Origin of the sequence: Chelativorans sp. M5D2P16 (assembly GCF_034427935.1) — a bacterium.
Taxonomy (GTDB): Bacteria; Pseudomonadota; Alphaproteobacteria; order Rhizobiales; family Rhizobiaceae; genus Chelativorans.
In genome coordinates, this window is sequence record NZ_JAXQNM010000008.1 from 75,160 (window position 1) to 98,876 (window position 23,717).

Here is a 23,717-nt window from a genome sequence, read left to right on the forward strand (position 1 = left end):
CAGTGTGTCGCGCACACGCTTAACCGCGCGGTAAGGAACGCGGTTAATGATTGGTTGCATGCTGCGACCATTGCATTGCGGCCGCCCTCTTGTCATCTTTCCGAAAAACGCCAAGATCGCGCCATCCGCGCAAGAAGATTCCCATCGAGACAGGAAACCCCATGACCGAGAGACCGACCGTCGCCTTCGCGAAGCTTTCCCCGCCGAAAAAGGGGAGCGTCATCGTGCTAGCGCCAGAGGGAGGTGCATTGGGCGAGGCGGCTCGGGCGTGCGACCCCGCTGGAATTCTCCCGAAGGCATTCGCGGCAGCCGATTTCAAAGGCAAGCTGGCCGACACCGTCGAGGCGCTCGCACCCCAGGGAACCGACTATGATCGCATCGCAGTGGTCGGCGCGGGCAAGACGGCAGAACTCGATGAACAGGCCTGGCTGAAAATCGGCGGCATGGCCGCTGCATCCGCGAAGAAGGCCAAGGACGTGACTGTAGTCGCGGAGGTGGCCGGCGCCGAGGCCACCGGGCGCGACGCTGCGCTGATCGGGCTCGGCCTTCTGCTGCGTTCCTACACCTTCGACAAGTACAAGACCCGCAAGGACGACGATGGCGGGAAGAAGGGCGACACGAAGCCGGCCAAATTCACCATTCAATGCGCCGATCCTGCCGCCGCGAAAAAGGCCTTTGCCGGTCTTTCCGCGGTTGGCGAGGGCGCGCTTCTGGCGCGCGATCTCGTCAACGAGCCGGCCAACGTGCTGGGGCCGGTGGAGTTCGCCGCAAAGGCGAAGGAGCTGGAGTCGCTCGGTGTCGAGGTCACCATCCTGAAGGAGAAGGATCTGCGCGAGATCGGCATGGGCGCGCTGCTCGCGGTCGCCCAGGGCTCGGTCCGCCCGCCACGCGTGGCGGTAATGCAGTGGAAGGGCGGCAAAGCCAAGCAAAGCCCGGTCGCCTTCATCGGCAAGGGTGTCGTCTTCGACACCGGCGGCATTTCCATCAAGCCGTCCGGCGGAATGGAGGATATGAAGGGCGATATGGCCGGTGCGGCGGCCGTCGTCGGCCTCATGCACGCGCTCGCCGCCCGCAAGGCGAAGACCAACGCCGTCGGCATCATCGGGCTGGTGGAGAACATGCCCGACGGCAATGCGCAGCGCCCCGGCGACATCGTCACCTCCCTGTCCGGGCAGACGATCGAGGTCATCAACACCGACGCGGAGGGGCGTCTCGTACTGGGCGACCTGCTCTGGTACTGCAAGGAGCAGCACAAGCCGCAGTTCATGGTCAATCTCGCCACGCTGACGGGCGCGGTCCTCGTCGCGCTGGGCAATTTCCAGGCCGGCATGTTCTGCAACGACGACGCGCTGGCCGAACGGCTGTCCGCCGCCGGAAACGCCACTGGCGAGAGGCTCTGGCGCATGCCGCTGGGCCCGGAATACGACAAGCTCATCGACACCAAGAACGCCGACATGAAGAATACCGGCGGAGGCCGCCATGCCGGCGCCATCACCGCCGCCCAGTTCCTGAAGCGCTTTGTCGCGGAGACGCCCTGGGCGCATCTCGACATTGCCGGCACGGCGATGGCCTCGCCGGCCAGTGAGATCAACCAGTCCTGGGCCTCCGGCTACGGCGTGCGCCTCCTCGACAGGCTGGTGGCCGACCACTACGAGGGGTGATGGAAGCGCTTTTCTACCATCTCACCGAATCCACGCTGGAGGAGGCGCTGCCCCCGCTCTTGGAAAAAAGCCTGGAGCGGGGCTGGCGGGTTGCCGTGCAGTCATCCGGCGAGGAACGCCGTGACGCCCTTGACACGCGCCTTTGGACCTATCGCGACGAAAGCTTCCTGCCGCACGGCACCGACGGGGAGGCGACCGCGGCCGAGCAGCCGGTACTGCTCACCTCTGGTCCCGGTAATCCCAACGGCGCGACCATCCGCTTCTTCGTCGACGGGGCCGAGCCCGGCGCGCTAGAGGGCTATGAACGTTGCGTTTTCCTCTTCGACGGCCATGACGCGATGCAACTCGAGGCCGCCCGCGCCCACTGGAAGGCCATGAAGGCGGCCGGCCACGCCGTCACCTACTGGCAGCAGGGCCCGGACCGGCGGTGGGAGAGGAAGGCGTGAGAACCGCAAGCCGGGTCATCCCGCCATCTCCTCCTCGTACTGACCCGACAACGTGAGCCACCTTTCCTCCTGCCGGTCGAGCAACTGGGCAAGTTCGGCGCGTTCCTTGGCGAGCTTGGAGACCTTGCCGGGGTCGCGTTCGTAGAGGCCGGGGTCGGCCATCTGCGCCTCGACCGCCTCGATGCGCCTGCGCGTGCGCTCGATCAGCCCTTCCGTCGCCTTGATCTCCTTGGCGAGCGGCTCCAGTGCGGCGCGCTTCTTCGCCCCTTCGCGGCGGCGCTCGGCCTTCGAGGCCTTCTCGGCCTCGCGCTTTTCCCGGTTCCGGCTCGTGCCGCCGGTCGTCAGTGCCCGGTAGTCCTCCATATCGCCCTCGTAGGGGCGCACGGTGCCCCGGTCGACCAGCCACAGACGGTCGGCGCAGGCCTCGATCAGGTGGCGGTCGTGGCTGATGAGGATCACGGCGCCGTCATAGGAATTGAGCGCCTCCACCAGCGCCTCGCGGCTGTCGATGTCGAGATGGTTGGTGGGCTCGTCGAGGATGAACAGATGCGGCGCCTCGAAGGCGGCGAGTCCCATAAGGAGGCGCGCCTTTTCGCCACCCGAAAGATCGCGCGCGGGCGTGTCCATCTTCTCCGTCGACAGGCCGAACTGCGCGACGCGCGCCCGCACCTTGGCCTCCGGCGCGTCCGGCATCAGCCGGCGCACGTGCTGATGGGCGTTCTCGTCCGGCCTCAGATCTTCGAGCTGGTGCTGGGCGAAAATCGAGACCTTCAGCCCCGGCGCCAGGGTCATGGTGCCGGTGTCGAGCCCGAGCCTGCCGGCGATCAGCTTGGCGAAGGTGGACTTGCCGTTGCCGTTCGCGCCGAGAAGGGCGATGCGGTCGTCATTGTCGATGCGCAGGTCGAGATTCCTCAGGACCGGCTTTCCCGGCGAGTAGCCGACCGCACCACGCTCGATCGCCACGATTGGGGAGGCCACTTCCTTGGTCGGATTGGGGAAGCGGAACGGCATCACGTTTTCGTTCACCGCCGCGGCGATGGGCTGCAGCCGTGCCAACGCCTTCAGGCGGGACTGCGCCTGCCTCGCCTTCGACGCCTTGTAGCGGAAGCGCTCGACGAAGGCTTCCATATGCTTCTTCTGCGCCTCCTGCTTGGTGCGCATCTTCTCCTGCAACTCGGCCTTCTCCGCATATTGGCGGGCGAACTGGTCGTAGCCGCCGCGCCAGAAGGTGAGCTTTCGCCTTTCCAGATGCACGATGGAGGAAACCGCGTTGTTCAAGAGATCGCGATCGTGGCTGATGAGCAGCACCGTGTGCGGATAGCGCGCCAGATAGCTTTCCAGCCACATCGTGCCTTCGAGGTCGAGATAGTTCGTCGGCTCGTCGAGCAATAGCAGGTCGGGCTCGGCGAAAAGCACGGCCGCGAGCGCAACGCGCATGCGCCAGCCGCCGGAAAAGGAGGAGGCCGGCCGCTTCTGCGCCTCCGTGTCGAAACCGAGTCCGGACAGGATGGCGGCCGCGCGCGCCTCTGCCGAGTGCGCGTCGATGTCGGCGAGCCGGGCGTGGATTTCGGCGATGCGGTGGCCGTCATTCGTCGTTTCCGTCTCGCGCAGCAGCCGTTCACGCTCGGTATCCGCCCTGAGAACGATCTCGAGCAGGGGGTCCTCGGTACCGGGCGCCTCCTGCGCCACCTGCCCGATGCGCGTCCCCTTGGGATAGCTGATCGCGCCCGTTTCCGGTGAAAGCTCTCCGGTAATCGCGCGAAAAAGCGTCGTCTTGCCGGTGCCGTTGCGGCCTACCAGTCCGGCTTTCGTGCCCGCCGGCAGGGTGAGCGAGGCCTGCTCGATGAGAAGTCGACCGGCGACGCGCAGTGAGAGATCATTGATTGTGAGCATGACGCGCGGTTTAGGCCGAGGCCAGACCGGGATGCAAGCCCGCTTTTCTCATCCGCGCAAAAAGAAACGGCCCGGACCGGCCGGGCCGTTCTGCCGAATAGCCCGCAGGATCAGCGGCTCGCCATCCGCAGCACCTTGCAGAGCTGGACGAGATCGTAGTCCCAGCCGTTCGGATTCGCGAGGATTCCGCCGCAGAGCTTCTTGTTCCTGATGAGTTCGGCGTCGGACATGCTGGCGATGATACTGCCGTAGTCGCTGCCGCCCAGGGAACCGCCGCCGCCGCCGGCATGGCCGCCACCACCGCCGGTGCCGCCACCGCCGCCGCCGGTGCCACCACCGCCGCCGGCACTGCCGCCGCCACCGCCGCCGGTGCCGCCACCACCGCCACCGCCGGTGCCGCCGCCGCCAGTGCCGCCGCCGATGCCGACATTGGCATCCACGCTTGCAAGGCTACCTCCGCCGACGCTGGCGTTCACGCCGGCATTCAGGCCGCCGCTGCCACCGACCGAAGCGGTGGTGTTCGACGTTGCCAGGCTGCCGCCGCCGCCGACCGTGGTGCTGTTGCTGGCACTGATGCCGTTGCTGCCACCGACCGAGGCGTTCGTGTTCGACGTAGCAAGACTCCCGCTGCCGCCGACCGTGGTGCTGTTGCTGGCATTGATGCCGTTGCTGCCGCCGACCGAGGCGTTGGTGTTCGACGTAGCGAGGCTCCCGCCGCCAACGGTGGTGCTGCTGTTGGCGTTGATGCCGCCCAGCGAGGCGTTTGCATCCACGCCGAGACCGCCGCCCGAGCGCCCGCCTATGGATGCGCTCACGCCGCCCACGCTGACGTCGAAGGCTAATGCAGAGGTTGCGAATCCCAGCGCGAGGGTCGCACTTGCCGCGGTCGCAAGAAATGCACGTTTTAGATTGGACATGACATCACTCCTGTTGTTCAGGCAGGTGCAATGATATTTGAAATTAAACGGAAGGTTGTGAACGTAATTCAGGAAATTGCTGAAATGGTTTCAAAAGATAAATGTGAAGAATTTTAATTTTCTTAAAAAGTTAACTTATAAATGGGTCTCACGGCTGTCGTGTGTGAGAACAACGGGAAAATATTCCAGTGTGAATAAACCGGATGGCAATAAGGTCGTTGATATCCACGGCGTACATACTTGCCGTCTATGCGAATTCACGGCCCGCCGGCGTGCGGTGGAAGTAAATGAGGTCGAGAGCAGGCGGCTCGGCGCCGAGCACGGAGAGGATCATATGCGCCTGTCCTCGGTGATGCGTCTGGTGGTTGAAGAGATGCGTCAGCGCCGGCGCAAGCCGTTGCGAGACCGTGCGGGGGTTTACCACTGTCACGTAGGTGAAGCGTCCCTGCAGGCCTTTTTCATCGAGCCCGGCGATCCATTCGATGATGCGCGCGTCCTCGGCCTCGCGGGCAAGCCGCAGCGCAGGCAGCGCGGAATGGACGATCGCGTCGAGGCTGGCCGGCGCATTCCCCTCGCCGGTGAAGCGTTGCATCCAGATGCGGTCGGCGACCAGAATATGGTTGAGCGTGCCCATCATCGAGCGGAAGAAAGCGCCCACGTCGCGTGTGTATTCCTCCGGTTCGAGCCCGGCAGCCGCATCATACAGAATGCCGTTGGCCCACCGGTTGTAGGCGGCCATCATTTCGAAATGCCGCTTCATGATATCCCCCGCTGTCGTCACGTGCGCGTTGCCATCTGTATCACCGATCAAGATTTTGCATATTTGCATCGCAAAGAAACAATTGGAATTCTTCACATCGAGGCGGTAGGCAGTGACGGTGCAGGGAGATCGCGCATGGGCATACTTCTTTATGAACTGGTTGGCAGCGATGAGCGCCGCCCGTTCAGTCCCCATTGCTGGAAAATTGCCCTGGCGCTGGCCCATAAGGGGCTTTCCTTCGAGGGCAGGCCGACCCGCTTTACCGAGATCGCCGACATCGAGAACGGCGTTACAAAAACCGTGCCGCTCATTCGGGACGGCGACCGGCTGATCCGCGGTTCCTTCGCCATCGCGCTCTATCTGGAAGAGGCTTATCCCGACCGGCCGACGCTTTTCGGCGGGGAGGGCGGCAAGGCCATGGCGCGCTTCGTCGAGCGCTGGTCACAACTGACCCTGCACACCTTCATTGGCGAGGCGGCACTGGTGGACATCCATGGCCTGTTGGGGCCGGAAGACCAAGTCTATTTCCGTGAAAGCCGCGAAGCCCGCTTCGGCAAGCCGCTGGAGGACGTGCCGGCGGACCGTGAAACGAGGCTGGAGGATTTCCGCGCCACGCTCGCGCCGCTGCGCACCCTCTTTCGGCATCAGCCCTTCATCGGCGGTGAGGGCCCGCTTTTCGCCGACTACATCGTCGCCGGCGCCCTGCAATGGGCCCGGGTGGCCTCGCCGTTTCCCTTCCTTGCGCCCGATGATCCGGTGGCGGATTGGTTCGGCCGCTGTCTCGATCTTCATGACGGGCTTGCCCGTCGCGTGCCGGCCGCCGCCTGAGTCCTCTTCACACGCGGCCTTCCGACCGCTATAGACCCGCCATCTCGAAACCCTTCCACCAAATGCAAGGATCCGAAATGGCGATCGAACGCACCTTCTCCATGATCAAGCCGGACGCGACGGCACGCAATCTCACCGGCGCCATCACCAAGATGTTCGAGGATGCGGGCTTGCGGGTGGTTGCCTCCAAGCGCGTGTGGATGAGCCGTCGTCAGGCCGAGGGCTTCTACGCCGTCCACAAGGAGCGTCCCTTCTTCGACGAGCTGTGCGCGTTCATGTCCTCCGGCCCAACCGTCGTCCAGGTTCTCGAAGGGGAAAACGCGATCGCCAAGAACCGCGAGATCATGGGCGCCACCAATCCGGCCGATGCCGCCGAGGGCACCATCCGCAAGCTCTACGCCAAGTCGATCGGCGAGAACTCCGTCCACGGCTCGGATGCGCCGGAGACGGCGGCCGACGAGATCGGCTACTGGTTCTCGGATGTCGAGGTCGTCGGCTGAATCGACCTTTCAACATTCGGCTGTAACCGCTTGATCGAATTGAGAACACCCCGTGGGCAATGAGCCTGCGGGGTGTTTTTTCTACAAGCTGACGCTACAGCGACGTCATCCCGTTCAGGCGGGATGACGGGAAGGCGGCCGCGTCACTTCCCCCAGCGCCCCAGCGCCTCTTCATCCGCCGCCTTTGCCTCCACCCATCGGCCTTCGTCGCCGTCGGCGGGATGCTCCTTCTTCCAGAAGGGAGCGCGCGACTTCAGATAGTCCATGAGAAAGTCCGCGGCCTCGAGCGCGGCCTTGCGGTGCGACGAGGCAGCCACGACGAGAACGATGTTGTCGCCCGGCATGATCCTGCCGAAGCGATGGATGACGGAAAGGCCGGTGAGCGGCCAATCCTCTGCCGCCCGCCGCGCGATGCGGGCGATCTCCGCCTCCGCCATGCCGGGATAGTGTTCGAGCTCCAGGGCGGCCAACCGTCCCCCTTCGTCGCGACAGCGCCCGGAAAAGGTAACAACGGCGCCGACGTCGTGCCGCCCCGCCGTCAGCCGTTCGATCTCGGCGGCGACGTCGAAATCCCCGGGCTGGACGCGCACGATCGGCTGGCAGGCCATTTCAGCCTCCCGTCATCGGCGGAAACAGTGCCACCTCGCCGTCGGCGGGCAGTTTCGCTCCATGGTCGACATGCTCCTGGTCGATGGCGACGCGGATGACTTCCGGATGCGCCAGCGCGGCTGCATAGCCGTCGCCACGCGCCTTGAGCCACGTGAGCAGATCGGCCACGGTGACGACGTTGCCGGGAAGGCGGATTTCCTCTTCCTCCCGGCCGATCCGCTCGCGCACCCATGCGAAATAGACGAGTTTCACGGGCCTTACTCCTCCACGATGTGTTTCAGCCCGGCACGAAAATAGTCGTAGCCGGTGTAAAGCGTCACCAGGGCCGAGAACCACAAAAGCGCGATTCCCGCTTCGGTGACATAGGGGACGATCTTGTCGCCCGCCGGACCGGCGAGCAGGAAGCCGATCGCCAGCATCTGGATCGTCGTCTTCCACTTGGCGAGCTGAGTGACGGGCACACTCACCTTCAGCGCCGCCAGATATTCGCGCAGGCCCGAGACGAGGATCTCGCGGCACAGGATGATGATCGCCGCCCACAGGGTCCAGCCGGCAATGGTACGGTCCGTATCGGCGGCCAGAAGCAGGAGACAGGTCGCCACCAGGAGTTTGTCGGCGATCGGATCCAGCATCTTGCCGATGTTCGACGTCTGCTGCCAGGTGCGGGCGAGATAGCCGTCGAAATAGTCGGTGATGCTGGCGGCCAGGAAAATGCCCAGCGCCGACCAGCGCGCGAAGTCGCTCGACTGCAGCCTGCCTTCCAGAAAGAAGCACAGCACGATCAGCGGCACCGCCATTATGCGCGCATAGGTGAGCAGATTGGGCAGGTTGAAAGCGTGTTGCTGCTGCATGGATCGCTGGCTCATGGTAGCCTTTCAATCAGTCGCCTGTGCGCGCGGTTACCCGCTGACATATGGGCGCTTTGCGGGCCGGTAAAGGTCTATCCGCCCTCGTGGAAGTGGTCATAGATCTGCCGGGCGGTGGATTCGGAGATGCCGGAGACCTCCATCAGGTCCTCGACGCCCGCCCGGCTCACCGCCTTTGCGGTGCCGAAATAGTGCAGAAGCGCGCGTTTGCGGCCCGGCCCGATGCCGGGAACCTCGTCGAGCGGGTTCCTGACCATCTCCTTCTTGCGCCGCGCCCGGTGCGAGCCGATGGCAAAGCGGTGCGCCTCGTCGCGCAGCCGCTGCACGAAATAAAGCACCGGATCGCGCACGGGAAGCGAGAAGGACTGCCGGCCCGCCATGAAGAAGCGCTCGCGCCCGGCATCCCGATCCGGTCCCTTGGCGATGCCGATGGCCGTGACCGCCTCGGCGATGCCGAGGTCGTCGAGGATCTGCCGCACGGCTGCAAGCTGTCCCTGGCCGCCGTCGATCAGGATGACGTCGGGCCATGCAGGGAAGGCGTCGCTTTCCTCTCCTTCTCGGCCCTCGAGGCCGCCGTCGGGCAGGCCTTTCTCCTTGATGAGCCGGGAGAACCTTCGCTCCATCACCTCGCGCATCATGCCGAAATCGTCGCCAGGGGAAATCTCCGTCGAGCGGATGTTGAACTTGCGGTAGTGGTTCTTGGCGAATCCTTCCAGGCCTGCCACGATCATGGCGCCCACCGCGTTGGTGCCCATGATGTGCGAATTGTCGTAGACCTCGATGCGCCGGGGGGCGGCCTCGAGCCCGAAGGTCTCGGCAAAGGCTTCGAGCAGCCTGGCCTGGGAGGAGGTCTCGGCAAGCCTGCGCCCCAGCGCCTCGCGCGCGTTCTGCAGCGCATGATCGGCCAGATCCTTCTTCTCCCCGCGCTGTGGGGCGGAAACGGTGACCTTGCGGCCTGCCCGTGCGGTGAGAGCCTCCGCCAGGAGTGCCTGATCTTCCACCTCGTGCGACAGAAGCACCGCGCGCGGGCAGGGCTTGTCGTCATAGAACTGGGCGAGGAAGGAGCCCAGCACTTCGCCGGGGCCGAGCGCCGGGTCGGCCTTGGGGAAATAGGCGCGGTTGCCCCAGTTCTGCCCGGTGCGGAAGAAGAAGACCTGGATGCAGCTCTGCCCGCCTTCCTGATGGATGGCGAAGACGTCGGCTTCCTCGATCCCCTGCGGGTTGATGCCCTGGTGGGCCTGCACGTGACTCAGCGCCGACAGCCGGTCGCGATAGACCGCCGCGCGCTCGAAATCGAGCGCCTCGGAGGCTTGCTGCATGGCCTGGGCGATCTCCGCCTTCACCTTGCTGGAGCGGCCGGAGAGGAAGTCCTTGGCCTCGGTAACCAGCTCGGCATAGTCCTCGGCGCTGATCTCGCCGGTGCACGGCCCCGAGCAACGCTTGATCTGATAGAGCAGGCAAGGCCGCGTACGGCTTTCGAAGACCGAATCCGTGCAGGTGCGGATGAGAAAGGCCCGCTGCAGCGAGTTGATCGTCCGCCCCACCGCGCCGGCCGAGGCGAAGGGGCCGAAATAGTCGCCTTTTCTGGAGCGCGCGCCACGGTGCTTGAAGATGCCGGGGGCCGGGTGGTCGCCGGTCATGAAGATATAGGGAAACGACTTGTCGTCGCGCAGGAGCACGTTGAAGCGCGGGCGCAGGCGCTTGATGAGATTGGCTTCGAGCAGCAGCGCCTCGGTCTCCGTACGCGTGACGACGAACTCCATCGACGCCGTACCGCGGATCATGCGCGCTATGCGGTTGGAATGGCCGCGCCCCTGGGCGTAGTTGGCGACGCGTTTCTTCAGGCTGCGCGCCTTGCCGACATAGAGAACGTCGCCTGCCGTATTCATCATGCGGTAGACGCCCGGCGCATTGGGCAGGCGCTTGACGACCGCCTGGATTACTTCCGCGCCGACGGCCGCGCTTTCCTTGCCGGCGCTGTCCCATTCGACCGCCGCTCCGGGCAGAAGGTCCGCTTCCGGGGAAAGCTTCGATGCGCTCATTCGGCCACTCCGGCGATGTCCGGCGTCTGCCAGGCGAGATGCTGCCCGCCATCGAGCGCGATCATCTGCCCCGTAATGGAAGGCATGTCCCAGAGGTAGCGTATCGTGGCGCCGAATTCCGGCAATTCCGGGCCGTGCTGCAGGATCAGCGCTTTGGTCTGCCGCTTGAAATCCGCCTCGCCCTGGCGGGCGTTGGGGAGTGTCGGGCCGGGCCCGATGGCGTTGACGCGGATGCGCGGGGCGAGCGCCTGCGCCATGGTGCGGGTCGCCGTCCACAGGGCCGACTTCGAAAGGGTGTAGCTGAAGAAGCGCGGCGTCGGTCGCCAGACCCGCTGGTCGATCATATTGACGATCAGGCCGGTCTCCGCCTCCGGCAGCGCCTTGGCGAAGGCGCGGGCGAGGGTCGCCGGCGCCTTCAGATGAATGGCGAAATGCCGGTCCCAGACCGCTTCGCTGAAGTCCGTCACCGAATCCTCCTCGAAGACGGAGGCGTTGTTGACCAGAAGCCCGATCGGACCGAGCGCGCCGGCCGCCTCGTCCAGGAGTTTCTCAGTCGCGCCCGTATCGGTGAGGTCGGCCTGCAGCACATGCGCCCGACCGCCGCCGGCCTCGATCGTCTTCGCCAACTCGCCCGCCTCCCCGCGCGAGGCGCCGCAATGGATCGCCACCGCGAAGCCGTGTGCCGCGAGATCGCGCGCAATGGCCGCGCCGATCCTTTTCGCCCCACCCGTGATCAGGGCGTTCTTGCCCGCTTGCCGCATTCTTCACCCACTTCTCGTTGCTTTAATATATGGCTTCGCCACCATATTCATAGAGTGCCCGGAGGGGCCTCCTGACGTGCGAAGGGCGTGTCCAAGGGCCCTCGATTGCCGGAGAAGGCGATTAAATTTGTGTCGTTTCGGCAACAGTTATGCTTCTCGTGGAAGCGAACTCCGTCCGATTTCAACCTGTAGCCATGATGCGGCCATTTTTGCCCATTCTCTCCGTGGGCATGGCGGAACCGCGCAGCCTCTACAATAGTTGAAGGCCAGCGGTTGGGGCGCCACGGGTGTTTTTTTGCCGGTTTCGGCAGAGCGCCTCTCTAGAATTGCTGATGTGACAAGGAGTTCACACATGAATGCCAACAAGACTTTGATGCTCGGCGCGGCTGCAGCTATCTTCGCAGCTGCAGCGATCCCCGCCAAGGCCGCCGATGCGGTCATGCAGCCGCCGGCACCGCCGGCCGCCCCGATGGAGGTAGCTCCGGTCGCCAGCTGGGCCGGTCCCTATGCCGGTGTTTCGCTCGGTTACGGCTTCTCGGGCGAGGTGTCCGCGGACGGCCTGCCGGTCGACATCGAGACTGACGGCTTCGTCGGCGACGTCTTCGCCGGCTGGCAAGGTCAGTCCGACCAGTTCGTGTACGGTGTCGAGGGCGACATCGGCTACAACGGCATGGAAGGCGATGAGCTAGGGATCGATGTGGAGCATGGTCTCGAAGGGTCGCTGCGCGCCCGTCTCGGCTATGCCGCTACCGACAACATGCTGCTCTACGCAACCGGCGGTGGCGCGGCGAGCCGGCTTGAGCTTTCGGCCCCCGGGGTCTCGGAGTCGGAAACCGCACTCGGCTGGACGGCCGGCGCTGGCGTGGACATGAAGCTGACCCAGCAGTCCTTCGCGCGCGTCGAGTACCGCTATACCGATCTCAACGCGGACTTCAACGGCGGTGACGTCGATACGACCAGCAACAGGGTCATGCTTGGTTTCGGTATGCAGTTCTAGGCCTGCTTGCCCCAACCTTCTTAAAGCCGGGCCTCGTGCCCGGCTTTTCTTTTGCGTAAACGCTATTCGCCCCGAATGGGCGGCATCAGCGTCCTGTCCAGCCGGCAGGCGTTGCGGTCGACCTGCGGGCAGGCGCGGAACTGCAAATCCCTCGTCAGGCAGATCCGCACCTCGCGCAGATAACGGCGGCCGCAGGTAACCGCGATGCCATCCAGGGAAAGCCCCTCGTTGGCAGCGATGAAGCGCTCTTCCAGAATCCGCGGCGAGATCATTTGCGGCTCATCCAGCCGCGAAAATTCCTCGGGCACGACGATCCGCTCCCGCGCCGCGCGGGCAAGCGCGAGATAATCGGCCTGGGAAAGGCCGGAACAGGAACCGTGCTTGCGCCACTGATGGCCGATCAGCCCAGGTGACGGCATGATATCGAGATAGGCATCGACCAGCCGGTCGGGCACTCGGTCCGGTCCCGGACCGGGGCAGAATTCGGGATAGCCGTGCTCATATTGCGGCCACAGCCCGTGAACGATGAAGGCGTAGGGTCGAGGGCCCTCGCACTGACGCCGGTTCGCATCGATCCCTTCCACCGCGCAGTAGCTGGGTGACCAGGAAAGGGACAGGACATAGAATTCAAAACGACCTGCCTCGGGCCCCCTTTCGCCGGAGAAGGCAGGGAGTGTCGTTTGCAGCAACCCCGCCGAGAGGAGAGCCGCGGCTGCCCCGCGCAGGAGCCTTCGGGCTAGCGCAGGACGCTGCATTCGGCGTTGTAGACGTTCCAGCGGTCGAAGCCGAGCACGCAGAACTCCACATTGTCCCCCAGGCCGGCAAGTCCCTGACCGTACTCGATCAGGTACCAGACCGGCCGGTCCTGGCCGTCGGTCAGCCGCACCGTTGCCGCGCAGTAGCGCCGCTCGATCGGGTTGTTGAACGTCGCCGGTTCGTAGCGCGTCAGCCGGGCGTTGTAGAGGTCGACAATTCCGACATCAGGCAGGTGCGGCACATGCCTGACCTGATAGTGGAAACCGTTCCTGACGGCTGACTGCACGCTTCCGTGTCCGCAGATGGAATCTTCCTGGGCATAGACGGCGACCGTGTCGGCCGCCTGCGCGGGAAGTTGCGGCGCCACGGTGGCGAGCGAGGTTGCAAGTGCCACTGCGAAGCCCGATATACGCGCCATTGCGAATCTCCGGAATGCTTGAAATTGGCGGGCAGTTTCCGCCACCTACGTCCTTTGGTCAAGGCGACACCGGCGCTTCCCCTGTCAACTGTGTGAGCGAGAAGCGGCTGGCGCCGCGGTCCCCCAGCGTTCGCGCAAGGACCGGCAGCAGAATTTCGAGTTCGCGGCCCAGAACGTAGGGTGGATTGACGACGATCATGCCGGATCCGTCGAGGCGCGGCTCCGGCGATGGCGGCCTGATTTCGAGGCTGATGTCGAGAATGTCCGGCACGCAACTTTCCTTCAGCGCTTGCCGGAACGCCACCACCGCCGCCCTGTCCTTGATGGGATACCAGAGCGCATAGATCCCGCCCGGCCAGCGCCGATAGGCTCTTTTGAGCCCGTCGACCAGACGCTCGAACTCGCCCGCCTTCTCGAACGGCGGGTCGACCAGCACCACGCCGCGCTTTTCTTTCGGCGGCACATGTGCGCCGAGCGCCAGCCAGCCGTCGAGTTCGATCACCCGCACCTGATGGTCGCCGGCGAAAAGCATCTTCAGGGCGGCCACATCCTGCGGATGCAGTTCGATTGCCGTCAGCCGGTCCTGCCGGCGCAACAGGTGACGCACCAGCAGGGGCGAGCCGGGGTAGCGCGTCACTTCATAACCCTGATTCACCGCAAGAACAGAATCGAGCAACGGTCTGAAAAGACTCGCCGCTTCACCCTCGATCTTCGTTGTCACCAGGCGCGCGATGCCGTCGCGCCACTCGCCGGTGCGCTGTGCCTCTTCGGAGGACAGGTCGTAAAGCCCGGTGCCCGCATGCGTGTCGATTATGCGGAAAGCCTTCTCCTTGCGCTTGAGATAGTCGATGATGCGCACAAGCACCGTGTGCTTGACGACGTCGGCAAAATTCCCGGCGTGGAAGGCGTGACGGTAGTTCATGGGTTGCGTCCCGAAGCTTCGGATGACATGCTCGACATGCGTAGCTTTATTAATGGATAGTGCATCGATATTTTACCTGAAGGCTTTAAAAACCTGATTTTGAGAGACTAGCCTCCCGCCATGAACACGCACGCAAATATTCAGATCGGGCACTCGGCCTGCCCGCACGACTGCCCCTCCACCTGCGCTCTCGACGTCGAGATCTCCGATGGCCGGATCGGCCGCGTCCACGGCGCCAAGGATAACAGCTACACCGCCGGCGTCATCTGCGCCAAGGTGGCGCGCTATGCCGAGCGTATCCACCATCCCGACCGGCTGCTCAAGCCGCTGGTCCGCGCCGGCGCCAAGGGAGAGGGCGCATGGCGCGAGGCGAGCTGGGAAGCAGCCCTCGACCGTGTGGCCGAGGCATTCGTCAAGGCGGAGGAAAAGCACGGCAGCGAGACCGTTTGGCCGTATCTGTACGCCGGCACCATGGGGCTCGTACAGCGCGATTCGATCCATCGGCTGCGCCACGCCAAGCGCTATTCCTACCAGTTCGACACGATCTGCACCAATCCGGCCTGGGCGGGTTATGTGATGGGCACGGGCGCGTTGCGCGGGCCGGACCCGCGCGAGATGGCCAAGGCCGATTGCGTCATCATCTGGGGAACCAACGCGGTCGCCACCCAGGTCAATGTGATGACCCATGCTGTCCGCGCACGCAAGGAGCGCGGAGCGAAGATCGTCGTCGTCGACGTCTACGACAACGCGACGATGAAACAGGCCGATCTCGGCCTTGTTGTCCGCCCCGGCACGGACGGTGCGCTCGCCTGTGCGGTGATGCATGTGCTTTTCCGCGAAGGTTATGCGGACTGGGACTACCTGGAGAAATACACCGACGACCCGAAGGGACTTGCGGCCCATCTCCAGGGCCGCACGCCCGAATGGGCCGAAACCGTCACCGGCGTACCGGCGGCCGAGATCGAGCGCTTCGCCCGCCTGGTGGGTGCGACGAAGCGCACTTATTTCCGCCTCGGCTACGGCTTCACGCGCAACCGCAACGGCGCGGTCAACATGCATGCGGCCCTTTCCATCGCTGCCGTCACCGGCGCGTGGAAGTACGAGGGCGGTGGCGCCTTCCATTCCAATTCCGCCATTTTCGGCCTCGACAAGACGCTGGTCGAGGGCAAGGCCTTCGCTGACCCATCCGTCCGTTCGCTCGATCAGTCGCAAATCGGCCGCGTCCTGACCGGTGATGCTGCCGCGCTTCACGGCGGCCCGCCCGTGACTGCCATGTTGATCCAGAACACCAATCCGGCCAATGTGGCGCCGGAGCAGCGGCTGGTGAAGAAAGGCTTCCAGCGCGACGATCTCTTCGTTTGCGTACACGAGCAGTTCATGACCGAGACGGCAAAGCTCGCCGATGTCGTCCTGCCGGCCACCATGTTCCTGGAGCATGACGATATCTATCGCGGCGGCGGCCATCAGCACATCTTGCTCGGGCCGAAGCTCGTCGATGCACCGGGCGAGGCGCGGGAGAACATCTTTGTCATCGAGGAACTGGCGAAGCGCCTCGGCGTGGCGCACCTGCCGGGTTTCGGGTGGTCGGCGCGCGAGCACCTCGACTGGATGATCGGCCGGCGCGGCCTCGGGACTTTCGAGAGTTTCCGCCAGGACCGCTGGGCCGATGTGCAGCCCGATTTCGAGACGGCGCACTTTCTGAAGGGCTTCGCCCATCCCGGCGGCAAGTTCCGCTTCCGGCCCGACTGGATCGACACCCCCGGATCCACGCGGCCGCCGGCGTCGATCGGCATCCAGGGGCCGCACGAGCGCCTGCCGGAATTCCCCGATCACGTCGATTTTATCGAGGCGACGGATTCGGAGCATCCTTTCCGCCTGGCAACGTCCCCGGCGCGCAGCTTCCTGAATTCAAGCTTCACCGAGACACCGGGCTCCCGCAAACGCGAGCGCCGGCCGGAGCTGATGCTGCATCCGGACGATGCGGAAGAGCTCGGCATTGCCGAAGGCGACCGCGTGGAGATCGGCAACGACCGTGGAGAGGTGGTCCTGCACGCCAAACTCTTTGACGGCGTGCGCCGCGGGGTCGTGATCGCGGAGGGAATCTGGCCGAACGACGCTCACGAGCGCGGCGAGGGGATCAATGTGCTGACCGGCGCCGATGCGATCGCGCCGCACGGCGGAGCGGCCTTCCATGACACGAAGGTATGGGCGAGGCGTCTTTAGCGCGTTTGTCGAGCAGCGGGAACCGAAACCCCTTGATCAGCTAGGCGGCGGAATGCTGGTCGCATCCCGCCATAGGCGTCCGGCTAACCGCCGACCAGCGTTCCGCCGTTCGGATGCAGGATCTGCCCGGTCATGTAGGAAGAGTCCTCGCAGGCCAGAAAGAGCATGGACGGGGCCACCTCGTTCGGCTGGCCGGGGCGGCCAAGGGGCACGTTCTGGCCGAAATTGGCTACGGATTCGGCCGGGAAGGAGGCCGGGATCAGAGGCGTCCAGATGGGGCCCGGCGCGACTCCGTTGACGCGGATGCCCTTGGGCGCGAGGTTGCCCGAAAGCGCGCGCACGAAGGCGAGAATGGCGCCCTTGGTCGAGGCATAGTCCATCAGCACTTCCTGACCCTTATAAGCAGTGACTGAAGTGGTGCAGATGATCGAGGCGCCGCCTTTCATGTGCGGAAGGGCGGCGCGGGTGATGTTGAACATGCCGAAGATGTTGGTCTGGTAGGTGCGGTGAAGCTGCTCGTCGGAGATGTCCGTCAGCTCTTCCTGATAGTGCTGCTCGGCAGCATTGTTGACGAGCACGTCGATCCTGCCGAAGCGTTCGATGACGGTCTCGATGAAGGCTTCGGCTGTCTTTCGGTCGCCGATATCGCCGGCCCCGGAGAAGACCTCGCCACCTTCCGCCTCGACGAGCTTCTCGGTTTCCGCGGCATCCTGCTGCTCGTCCTTGTACAGAAAGGCGACCTTGGCGCCTTCCCGGGCAAACAGGACCGCCGTAGCGCGGCCGATACCGGAATCGCCGCCCGTGATCACCGCCACCTTGTTCTTCAGTCGGTCGGAGCCGCGATAGCGCGGGGCGTAGTCCGGGCTCGGATGCATGGCGTGCTCCTTGCCGGGCTGATGTTCCTGATGCTGTTCCGGGAGCTTGTCTGCGGTCATGGTGGTGCCTCGTATGCTGTTGTCGTGCAACAAACACGGTGCGGGCACATGGTGTTCCGGCGGCAATGGGAACTTTCGATGCATCGGTCGGATTTATGCAGCAGGTAGAATACAAGGAGGCGGAAATGCCCGCGAAATCCAAGCAGCAGCAAAAGGCGGCCGGCGCGGCACTTGCGGCCAAGCGCGGTGAAATGCCGAAATCCAAGCTCAAGGGCGCCTCGCGCGATATGGAAAAGTCGATGAGCAAGGACGAACTGGAAGATCTGGCCGAGACCAAGCGCAAGGACCTGCCGCGCAAGAAGGACGACTGAGCCCGCTGGCCATTCCCTTGAAGGTCCGGAAACGTCGTCCCTCAGGCGGCTCGATTGGTCTCGCCGTTCTCCAAAGCAGCCATGAAGGAGTTGAGCCAATAGGCCGCGTCATGCTCGCGGATACGCTGCATGAGGGCGCGCTGGCGCTCCTGTCTTTCCTCGAGCGGCATCGTAAGCGCCCGGCAGAGATTGCGCGCCATGTCGTCGACGTCATAGGGATTGACGATCAGCGCCTCGTGCATCTCCTCGGCGGCACCAGCAAACTTGGAAAGCACCAGGACACCGGGATTTTCCATTGACTGGGCGGCGACGTATTCCTTGGCGACGAGGTTCATGCCGTCGCGCAGCGGCGTGACGAACCCCACCTGGCTGGCACGGAAGAGGGCGGCCAGCGCATCGCGCGGCACGGTGCCGTGGATGTAGCGCACCGGTGTCCAGTTGAAATCGGCAAAGCGGCCGTTGATCGCGCCGGAAAGCGCTTCCAGCTCCTTGCGGATCTCCACATAAGCCTCCACCTCCTCGCGGGTGGGCGTGGCGATCTGCATCAGCGCGACGGATTTGCGCATCTCGGGATAGAGCTCGAGCAGGCGCGCGAAGGCGCGCAGACGGTCCGGCAGGCCCTTGGTGTAGTCCAGCCGGTCGACGCCGATGATCTGCTGGCGGCCGAGGATCTCGCGCCGCTGGGTTTCGATCTGCACCTCGTCACTGGGCTTCTCGGCCATCTCCACGAAGGAATCGACGTCGATGCCGATGGGGAAACAGCCGGCGATCACCTCGCGCTCGCCGATGGCGATCTTGCCGTCGGGCTCGAGCCTGCATCCCAGGTGATCTTCCACATAGTGCTGAAGATTGCCGAGATCCGTGTTGGTCTGGAAGCCGATAACATCGAACTCGAGCAGGCTTTCCACCAGCCAGCGATGGCGCGGGACGGCGGCGAGGATTTCCGGGGGCGGGAAGGGGATGTGCAGGAAGAAGCCGATGCGCTGCTTGCAGCCGCGCTGGCGAAGTTCCGAGGCGAGCGGCAGCAGGTGGTAATCGTGGATCCAGATGACGTCGTCGGGTTTGAGCACCGACATTAGAGCATTGGCGAACTTCGCGTTGACCCGTCGGTAGCCGTCGAGAAAGGTGGTTTTGTATTCCACCAGGTCAAGCCGGTAATGAAACAGCGGCCATAGAACGCTGTTTGAAAAGCCCAGATAATATTCGGAGTAGTCCTGCTCGGTGAGCGGGATCGTCGCCTGGGTGACGGTACCTACCTTGCGCAGGCGGGGTTCGGGTTCTTCCTCGTATTTCAGCGTCTGGCCGTCCCACCCCATCCACACTCCGCCGCGTTGGCGCAGCGAGTCCGCGAGCCCCACCGCCAGACCGCCCGCCTGGGCGGACCTGAGGTCGGCTACCCGGTTTGAGACGACAACGAGACGCTTCACACGACGGTCTCCCATGGTTTGGACAGGCGCCTGGCGCCGTTGATAATACCGACCATCGAGTAGGTCTGCGGGTAATTGCCCCACATCTCTCCGGTCACAGGATGCGTGTCCTCCGACAGCATGCCAAGCGGATTGCGGGTCTTCAAGAGCGCTTCGAATATCTCGCGCGCCTCGTCATGACGGCCGATGCGGGCGAGCGCGTCGAGACGCCAGAAGGCGCAGATGTTGAAGGAGACCTCCGGCTTTCCGAAGTCGTCCGCCGCCTCGTAGCGCAGCATGTAGGGGCCCGTCGCGAGCGCCTTCTCGAGCTGGTCGACCGTGCTGACGAAGCGTGGATCGCGCGGATCGATGAAGCCGACCTCAGTCATCAGGAGCACGCTCGCATCCAATGTATCGCCGCCGAAGCTCTCCACGAAGGCTTTCCGCTTCTCCGACCAGGCCTCGGCGAGAATGCACGCCTTGATCTCGTCGGCCCGCTCTCTCCACTGGGTCGCACGCGCTGCCTCGCCAAGTCGCGAGGCGATATGCGCGAGCCTGTCACAGGCCGCCCAGCACATCAGGCTCGAAGAAGTATGAACGCGCGAGCGTGAACGGAGTTCCCACATGCCGGCGTCGGGCGTGTTGTAGACCGCGTAGGCTTGCTCGCCGGCGGTTTCCAACAGCCGGAAGTCGGTGACGGTCGGCTTCATCTGGATACGGCGGTCGAAGAAGATCTGCGCCGCGCCCAGGATGACGTTGCCGTAGACGTCGTGCTGGTAGTGTTCGAAGGCCTGATTGCCGTAGCGCACGGGGCCCATGCCGCGGTAGCCGGCGAAATTGTCGAGTATGGTCTCGGTGAGCTGTCGTTCCCGACCGATCCCGAACACGGGCTGCAAATGCCCGCCGTCGGTATCGGCCACCAGGTCCATGAGGTAACGGAAATAGTTCTCCATCGTCTGGACCGTGCCGAGGCTGTTGAGCGCGCGAACGACGAAGAAGGCATCGCGCACCCAGCAGAATCGGTAATCCCAGTTGCGGCCGCTGTCGGGCGCCTCGGGGATACTCGTGGTCATCGCGGCGATGATGGCGCCGGTCGGCTCGTAGGTACACAGTTTCAGCGTGATGGCGGCACGGATCACCGCTTCCTGCCATTCGAAGGGGAGCGCCAGGCTGCTTACCCAGTTGTGCCAGTAGCTGGCGGTACGCTCCTCGAAATCGCGCGCGATGTTGGCCACGCTCCCGTCCAGCGTCTCGTCGGGACCGACGATGATATCGACGGGGGAGGACAGATTGAAGAAGGTCTCGTCGAGCACGTAGTCGATCGGCGCATCGGTCGACAGCCGCAATGTCAGGTCCGGCCCGACATAGCGTACATGATTGGAGCCGCGCGTCTTCTGCGGACGCACGGTCCCATAGGCGAAGGTCGGGCGCATGCGGATGGAGATGCGCGGCGTTCCGGCGATCGGCCGCACGCGGCGAACCAGCGTCTGCGGCCGGAAAATGCGGTCGCGCCAGAAGAAACGCGGCGCGGTGTCGACGATCTCTAGCGAGCCGGAAGCACCGTGCAGGCGCGTGACCAGGACCGCCGTATTCGGCTCGTAGTGCTGTTCGGTCTCGGCCAGATCCTCCAGAACGATGGAGAAATGCCCCTCGTCGGGATCCTCATCGCCGGCCAGCAATGCGTTGAAAACAGGGTCGCCGTCAAAGCGTGGCAGGCAGCACCAGATCATGCGGCCCTTGGGATCGATGAGCGCCGAGAAGCTGCAATTGCCGATCGCGCCGAGGTTGAGTGTGCTCACGGGAATATACCTATGCTGACAATGAATGGGTCTCAAAACTGTCGGCGAGGCGGCTGAGCCACATACGGAAGGCATCCGTGTCCTCGCTGCGATACACGGCGGCGGTGTCGCCGGCGCCGATCTTGATGGAGATGCCGCTGGCGCGCGCCACCTCGCGGAAAGCATCCTCGTCTGTGACGTCGTCGCCGGCAAACAGCGGCACGCGCCCCTTGAAGGGAGCCTCGTCCATGAATGCCGCCACGGCATCGGCCTTGGTGGCCTGTCCGCTCTTGACCTCGATCACCATCTTGCCATGCAGGATGTGCAGTCCCTGGAGGCCGTCGACCGCCTCGTGCACGGCCGCTGCGCATGCCAGGCCGAGATCCGGCCGCTGCCGGTAGTGCAGCGCCAGCGAGCCCGACTTGGTTTCGACCATGGTGCCCGGATGGGCCGCGGTGAAGGCCCCGAGCTTGTCGCCAAGCGTGGTGAAAGTGGCGGCATCGACGCTTTTGGCGCTCATCTGTCCGCCCGCCCCCCGGCGCTCCAGCCCGTGCACGCCAGCGACCGGCAGGCTGAGCGGTGCCAGAAAGCGGTCGATTTCCTGGATCGGGCGGCCGGTGACGATGGCCAGCGCGCCCTGCGTGCTTCTTTCCAGGCGCGCAAGCACCTCGCGCGTGGGCAGGGGAACCGAAACGGCGTCGGGATGCTCGACAATGTCGGCCAGCGTCCCGTCGAAATCCAGGAAAATCGCTGTGCTTCCGGGAGTGAGGCCCGAATGGTCGAACGACTGCAAGGGTTCTGGTCTGTCAGCCATATTGACGCGAAAGGTGCGGAATCACTGAAGCCTTGGGAGCGGCTGCGATTATGCTATGCTACCGCCCGGCGGTTGTGAAGGAGGCCGTGGACCAACGTATCGGTGTTCTGGCGAACGGCCGGGTTCGAGCGGCGACATAAGCCGCTTTCACGGTTCCCGCAAGGGTGGAATAAGTCGGGCAAGGGAAATTGCACATGAAAGAATTCAGACATGGTGTCGCGGCCTGTCTTCTTGTCGCCGTGCTGGCGGCTGCAGCACCGGCTGAGGCGCAGGGACGCCCCGATATCCGCAGCATGAGCTGCCAGCAGGCACAAAGCCTGGTGCAGGAGAACGGCGCGGTCGTCCTGACGACGGGACGCCATACCTATGATCGCTACGTCGCCGGCCAGCAATTCTGCTTTCCGGGATACGTGACGCGCCGCGCCCATGTCGGGACGAACGATGCCTCAATGTGTCTGATCGGCTACACCTGCGTGCCCGACACCGACTGGCACGACGACAGGTGGTGGCAGCGGCGCTAGCAGCGGCGGGCCCGCCTATTCGGCCGCGCGTCGCCTCGTGCCGCGCCCGCCGCCGGCAATGAAACGGCGCATCCGGCCCGCAGCCTCGCGCAGCACGGATTCATCCTGGCACATGGAAATGCGCACATGCCCTTCCGCCGCGGCGCCGAAGCTGGTGCCGGGCATGACGGCCACCTGTTCCCGTTCCAGAAGGGCCCAGGCGAAGGCTTCGCTGTCTGGATCGGTTTCGGAGATGTCGAGCATGACGTACATGCCGCCCTCGGAGCCGCGTACGGCCACGCCGTCGAGCCCGCGGATCGCTTCGAGAAAGGCCGTGCGCCGTGCAGCGTAGAGGGCGGCGATCCCGTCAACGCCGCGGGCGTTCTCCACCGCTTCGATCGCGGCGCGAGAGATGAAGTCCACCATTCCGTAGCTGGAGACCAGGTTGAGACCGGTGAGGTGGCTGACGAGTTCGGGGGTCGCCGTCAGCCAGCCGACGCGCCAGCCTGTCATGCCGTGGCTCTTCGACAGGGAATTGACCACCAGCGTGCGCTCCTTCATGCCGGGCAGAGAGCGTGGCGAGACGTGCGGCCGGCCGGCACGGATTGTCCAGTAGACCTCGTCCGAAAGGAGCCACAGGTCGCGTTCGCGACACAATTCGGCGATCGCCTCCATCGTGGCGCGCGAATAGACGGCGCCGGTCGGGTTGTTCGGCGAATTGACCAAAAGCAGCTTTGTTTCCGGGCGAAGGGCGGCGGCGATGGCATCCATGCGCGGCTCGAAACCGTCTTGCGGGCGCGTCGCCACCTCCGTGCAGGCGGCGCCGGCGGCACGCACCGTGCCGGGATAGGTGGCGTAATAGGGCGCAAGCACGACGGCATGGTCGCCCGGGTCGAGCAGGGCTTGGCATGCGGCGAAGAGGGCGCCCTGGCCGCCCTGGGTAACGATGATCTCATCCGACGTGGTCTCCACGCCGGTGCAGGCCTGTGAGAGCTCAGCCAGGGCGCTGCGCAGGCGCGGCAGTCCTGGAAGCTGGATATAGTGATGGTGTCCGGACCGCACCGCCTCGACGCAGGCGGCCACCGTTTCGGCGGGGGTATCGAAATCGTGATCGCCGACGGAAAGCATCAGGATATCCTCGCCCGCCTGTCTTCGGGTCATGGCGGCGATGTGGACCTCCCATCCGTTCTTGCCGGAAGGCGTGATTCCCTTGATGCGGCTGGATGGAGTGGGCATGTGGTCGTGTCCTTGAAACGGTCTTTTCCTGCCTATAACCGATCACCGGTGGAACGCGATAGCAAGAGACGAAGGACAGGCAATCAGCGGCGATCGGCCTTTGACGGGTTGCCGCACCCCCGTTGCGCCCGCTATAGG

At 64.5% G+C, this 23,717-nt stretch carries 24 protein-coding genes; 8 read left to right on the forward strand and 16 right to left on the reverse strand.

The window, feature by feature from the left end; all coding sequences use genetic code 11:
• Positions 1–161 precede the first annotated feature (161 nt).
• Entirely contained in the window at positions 162–1,661 is a 1,500-nt protein-coding gene (locus SIN08_RS03320) for a leucyl aminopeptidase (protein ID WP_322450094.1), read from the forward strand.
• Positions 1,658–2,107 (forward strand): DNA polymerase III subunit chi, encoded by a 450-nt coding sequence (locus tag SIN08_RS03325; protein ID WP_322450095.1) that lies wholly within the window; start codon positions 1,658–1,660, stop codon positions 2,105–2,107. Before SIN08_RS03320 ends, SIN08_RS03325 begins: the two co-directional genes overlap by 4 nt.
• A 15-nt stretch (positions 2,108–2,122) precedes the next feature.
• On the opposite strand, the gene SIN08_RS03330 is transcribed toward SIN08_RS03325, so the two are convergent.
• From SIN08_RS03330 to SIN08_RS03340, 3 genes are all read right to left on the reverse strand, one after another.
• A complete protein-coding gene (locus SIN08_RS03330) occupies positions 2,123–4,000 on the reverse strand; it encodes an ABC-F family ATP-binding cassette domain-containing protein (RefSeq protein WP_322450096.1) in 1,878 nt (625 codons plus the stop codon).
• Positions 4,001–4,110: 110 nt separating this feature from the next.
• On the reverse strand, positions 4,111–4,917 hold the full coding sequence (locus SIN08_RS03335; RefSeq protein WP_322450097.1) for a hypothetical protein: 807 nt from the start codon (positions 4,915–4,917) through the stop codon (positions 4,111–4,113).
• A gap of 247 nt (positions 4,918–5,164) precedes the next feature.
• The gene (locus SIN08_RS03340; protein ID WP_322450098.1) at positions 5,165–5,677 is read right to left on the reverse strand and encodes a DinB family protein; all 513 of its coding nucleotides are present in this window, start codon (positions 5,675–5,677) and stop codon (positions 5,165–5,167) included.
• A 135-nt stretch (positions 5,678–5,812) separates the two neighbouring features.
• On the opposite strand from SIN08_RS03340, the gene SIN08_RS03345 reads away from it, so the two are divergent.
• Both SIN08_RS03345 and ndk read left to right on the forward strand, forming a co-directional pair.
• Entirely contained in the window at positions 5,813–6,505 is a 693-nt protein-coding gene (locus SIN08_RS03345; protein ID WP_322450100.1) for a glutathione S-transferase family protein, read from the forward strand.
• A gap of 77 nt (positions 6,506–6,582) precedes the next feature.
• Entirely contained in the window at positions 6,583–7,005 is a 423-nt protein-coding gene (gene ndk / locus SIN08_RS03350; protein WP_322450101.1) for a nucleoside-diphosphate kinase, read from the forward strand.
• 143 nt (positions 7,006–7,148) lie between these two features.
• On the opposite strand, the gene SIN08_RS03355 is transcribed toward ndk, so the two are convergent.
• The 5 genes from SIN08_RS03355 to SIN08_RS03375 form a co-directional block, all read right to left on the reverse strand.
• A complete protein-coding gene (locus SIN08_RS03355; RefSeq protein WP_322450103.1) occupies positions 7,149–7,613 on the reverse strand; it encodes a molybdenum cofactor biosynthesis protein MoaE in 465 nt (154 codons plus the stop codon).
• A gap of 1 nt (position 7,614) precedes the next feature.
• Entirely contained in the window at positions 7,615–7,866 is a 252-nt protein-coding gene (gene moaD / locus SIN08_RS03360; protein ID WP_322450104.1) for a molybdopterin converting factor subunit 1, read from the reverse strand.
• 5 nt (positions 7,867–7,871) lie between these two features.
• Positions 7,872–8,480 carry a CDP-diacylglycerol--glycerol-3-phosphate 3-phosphatidyltransferase gene (pgsA, locus tag SIN08_RS03365; RefSeq protein ID WP_322450105.1) on the reverse strand — a complete coding sequence of 203 codons (609 nt, stop codon included), beginning with the start codon at positions 8,478–8,480 and terminating at the stop codon, positions 7,872–7,874.
• A gap of 74 nt (positions 8,481–8,554) precedes the next feature.
• Positions 8,555–10,522, reverse strand: coding sequence for an excinuclease ABC subunit UvrC (gene uvrC, locus SIN08_RS03370; RefSeq protein ID WP_322450106.1), 1,968 nt, complete (start codon positions 10,520–10,522; stop codon positions 8,555–8,557).
• The gene (locus tag SIN08_RS03375; protein ID WP_322450107.1) at positions 10,519–11,283 is read right to left on the reverse strand and encodes an SDR family oxidoreductase; all 765 of its coding nucleotides are present in this window, start codon (positions 11,281–11,283) and stop codon (positions 10,519–10,521) included. The genes uvrC and SIN08_RS03375 overlap by 4 nt, the downstream gene beginning before the upstream one ends.
• A gap of 352 nt (positions 11,284–11,635) precedes the next feature.
• Here SIN08_RS03375 and SIN08_RS03380 point away from each other — a divergent pair, with 352 nt between their 5' ends.
• Complete coding sequence (locus tag SIN08_RS03380) at positions 11,636–12,280, forward strand: outer membrane protein (RefSeq protein ID WP_322450108.1); 645 nt, start codon at positions 11,636–11,638, stop codon at positions 12,278–12,280.
• A 62-nt stretch (positions 12,281–12,342) separates the two neighbouring features.
• Here SIN08_RS03380 and SIN08_RS03385 read toward each other — a convergent pair whose 3' ends face one another.
• Genes SIN08_RS03385 through SIN08_RS03395 form a run of 3 tightly spaced genes read right to left on the reverse strand, consistent with a single transcriptional unit; the run spans position 12,343 to position 14,376 of the window.
• Complete coding sequence (locus SIN08_RS03385; protein WP_322450109.1) at positions 12,343–13,035, reverse strand: ribonuclease T2 family protein; 693 nt, start codon at positions 13,033–13,035, stop codon at positions 12,343–12,345.
• Positions 13,017–13,454, reverse strand: coding sequence for a hypothetical protein (locus tag SIN08_RS03390; RefSeq protein ID WP_322450110.1), 438 nt, complete (start codon positions 13,452–13,454; stop codon positions 13,017–13,019). The genes SIN08_RS03385 and SIN08_RS03390 overlap by 19 nt, the downstream gene beginning before the upstream one ends.
• Positions 13,455–13,512: 58 nt before the next feature.
• A complete protein-coding gene (locus SIN08_RS03395; RefSeq protein ID WP_322450111.1) occupies positions 13,513–14,376 on the reverse strand; it encodes a 23S rRNA (adenine(2030)-N(6))-methyltransferase RlmJ in 864 nt (287 codons plus the stop codon).
• Between the two features lie 120 nt (positions 14,377–14,496).
• Here SIN08_RS03395 and SIN08_RS03400 point away from each other — a divergent pair, with 120 nt between their 5' ends.
• A complete protein-coding gene (locus tag SIN08_RS03400) occupies positions 14,497–16,599 on the forward strand; it encodes a molybdopterin oxidoreductase family protein (protein WP_322450112.1) in 2,103 nt (700 codons plus the stop codon).
• A gap of 83 nt (positions 16,600–16,682) precedes the next feature.
• Here SIN08_RS03400 and SIN08_RS03405 read toward each other — a convergent pair whose 3' ends face one another.
• Complete coding sequence (locus SIN08_RS03405; protein ID WP_322450113.1) at positions 16,683–17,534, reverse strand: SDR family oxidoreductase; 852 nt, start codon at positions 17,532–17,534, stop codon at positions 16,683–16,685.
• 125 nt (positions 17,535–17,659) lie between these two features.
• On the opposite strand from SIN08_RS03405, the gene SIN08_RS03410 reads away from it, so the two are divergent.
• A complete protein-coding gene (locus tag SIN08_RS03410; RefSeq protein WP_322450114.1) occupies positions 17,660–17,845 on the forward strand; it encodes a DUF3008 family protein in 186 nt (61 codons plus the stop codon).
• 41 nt (positions 17,846–17,886) lie between these two features.
• Here the strand turns inward: SIN08_RS03410 and otsA are convergent, their stop codons facing one another.
• From otsA to otsB, 3 genes are read right to left on the reverse strand one after another with little or no spacing between them, the layout of a single operon-like run.
• A complete protein-coding gene (gene otsA / locus SIN08_RS03415; protein WP_322450115.1) occupies positions 17,887–19,272 on the reverse strand; it encodes an alpha,alpha-trehalose-phosphate synthase (UDP-forming) in 1,386 nt (461 codons plus the stop codon).
• Positions 19,269–21,050 (reverse strand): glycoside hydrolase family 15 protein, encoded by a 1,782-nt coding sequence (locus tag SIN08_RS03420; RefSeq protein WP_322450116.1) that lies wholly within the window; start codon positions 21,048–21,050, stop codon positions 19,269–19,271. Before SIN08_RS03420 ends, otsA begins: the two co-directional genes overlap by 4 nt.
• A 10-nt stretch (positions 21,051–21,060) precedes the next feature.
• Positions 21,061–21,843: a trehalose-phosphatase gene (gene otsB / locus SIN08_RS03425; protein WP_322450117.1), complete on the reverse strand. Its 783-nt coding sequence runs from the start codon at positions 21,841–21,843 to the stop codon at positions 21,061–21,063.
• A gap of 194 nt (positions 21,844–22,037) precedes the next feature.
• Between otsB and SIN08_RS03430 the strand changes: the two genes are divergently transcribed.
• Positions 22,038–22,364 (forward strand): hypothetical protein, encoded by a 327-nt coding sequence (locus SIN08_RS03430; protein WP_322450119.1) that lies wholly within the window; start codon positions 22,038–22,040, stop codon positions 22,362–22,364.
• A 15-nt stretch (positions 22,365–22,379) separates the two neighbouring features.
• Here the strand turns inward: SIN08_RS03430 and SIN08_RS03435 are convergent, their stop codons facing one another.
• Positions 22,380–23,579 carry a pyridoxal phosphate-dependent aminotransferase gene (locus SIN08_RS03435; protein ID WP_322450120.1) on the reverse strand — a complete coding sequence of 400 codons (1,200 nt, stop codon included), beginning with the start codon at positions 23,577–23,579 and terminating at the stop codon, positions 22,380–22,382.
• Positions 23,580–23,717 lie beyond the last annotated feature (138 nt).

What these genes read in the sequence shown, in the direction of transcription:
- SIN08_RS03320 (WP_322450094.1), top strand. Translation starts at nt 162, where the DNA reads ATGACCGAGAGACCGACCGTCGCCTTCGCGAAGCTTTCCCCGCCGAAA.
- SIN08_RS03330 (WP_322450096.1), bottom strand. Translation starts at nt 4,000, where the DNA reads ATGCTCACAATCAATGATCTCTCACTGCGCGTCGCCGGTCGACTTCTC.
- SIN08_RS03335 (WP_322450097.1), bottom strand. Translation starts at nt 4,917, where the DNA reads ATGTCCAATCTAAAACGTGCATTTCTTGCGACCGCGGCAAGTGCGACC.
- SIN08_RS03340 (WP_322450098.1), bottom strand. Translation starts at nt 5,677, where the DNA reads ATGAAGCGGCATTTCGAAATGATGGCCGCCTACAACCGGTGGGCCAAC.
- SIN08_RS03345 (WP_322450100.1), top strand. Translation starts at nt 5,813, where the DNA reads ATGGGCATACTTCTTTATGAACTGGTTGGCAGCGATGAGCGCCGCCCG.
- ndk (WP_322450101.1), top strand. Translation starts at nt 6,583, where the DNA reads ATGGCGATCGAACGCACCTTCTCCATGATCAAGCCGGACGCGACGGCA.
- SIN08_RS03355 (WP_322450103.1), bottom strand. Translation starts at nt 7,613, where the DNA reads ATGGCCTGCCAGCCGATCGTGCGCGTCCAGCCCGGGGATTTCGACGTC.
- pgsA (WP_322450105.1), bottom strand. Translation starts at nt 8,480, where the DNA reads ATGAGCCAGCGATCCATGCAGCAGCAACACGCTTTCAACCTGCCCAAT.
- uvrC (WP_322450106.1), bottom strand. Translation starts at nt 10,522, where the DNA reads ATGAGCGCATCGAAGCTTTCCCCGGAAGCGGACCTTCTGCCCGGAGCG.
- SIN08_RS03375 (WP_322450107.1), bottom strand. Translation starts at nt 11,283, where the DNA reads ATGCGGCAAGCGGGCAAGAACGCCCTGATCACGGGTGGGGCGAAAAGG.
- SIN08_RS03380 (WP_322450108.1), top strand. Translation starts at nt 11,636, where the DNA reads ATGAATGCCAACAAGACTTTGATGCTCGGCGCGGCTGCAGCTATCTTC.
- SIN08_RS03385 (WP_322450109.1), bottom strand. Translation starts at nt 13,035, where the DNA reads ATGCAGCGTCCTGCGCTAGCCCGAAGGCTCCTGCGCGGGGCAGCCGCG.
- SIN08_RS03390 (WP_322450110.1), bottom strand. Translation starts at nt 13,454, where the DNA reads ATGGCGCGTATATCGGGCTTCGCAGTGGCACTTGCAACCTCGCTCGCC.
- SIN08_RS03395 (WP_322450111.1), bottom strand. Translation starts at nt 14,376, where the DNA reads ATGAACTACCGTCACGCCTTCCACGCCGGGAATTTTGCCGACGTCGTC.
- SIN08_RS03400 (WP_322450112.1), top strand. Translation starts at nt 14,497, where the DNA reads ATGAACACGCACGCAAATATTCAGATCGGGCACTCGGCCTGCCCGCAC.
- SIN08_RS03405 (WP_322450113.1), bottom strand. Translation starts at nt 17,534, where the DNA reads ATGACCGCAGACAAGCTCCCGGAACAGCATCAGGAACATCAGCCCGGC.
- SIN08_RS03410 (WP_322450114.1), top strand. Translation starts at nt 17,660, where the DNA reads ATGCCCGCGAAATCCAAGCAGCAGCAAAAGGCGGCCGGCGCGGCACTT.
- otsB (WP_322450117.1), bottom strand. Translation starts at nt 21,843, where the DNA reads ATGGCTGACAGACCAGAACCCTTGCAGTCGTTCGACCATTCGGGCCTC.
- SIN08_RS03430 (WP_322450119.1), top strand. Translation starts at nt 22,038, where the DNA reads ATGAAAGAATTCAGACATGGTGTCGCGGCCTGTCTTCTTGTCGCCGTG.
- SIN08_RS03435 (WP_322450120.1), bottom strand. Translation starts at nt 23,579, where the DNA reads ATGCCCACTCCATCCAGCCGCATCAAGGGAATCACGCCTTCCGGCAAG.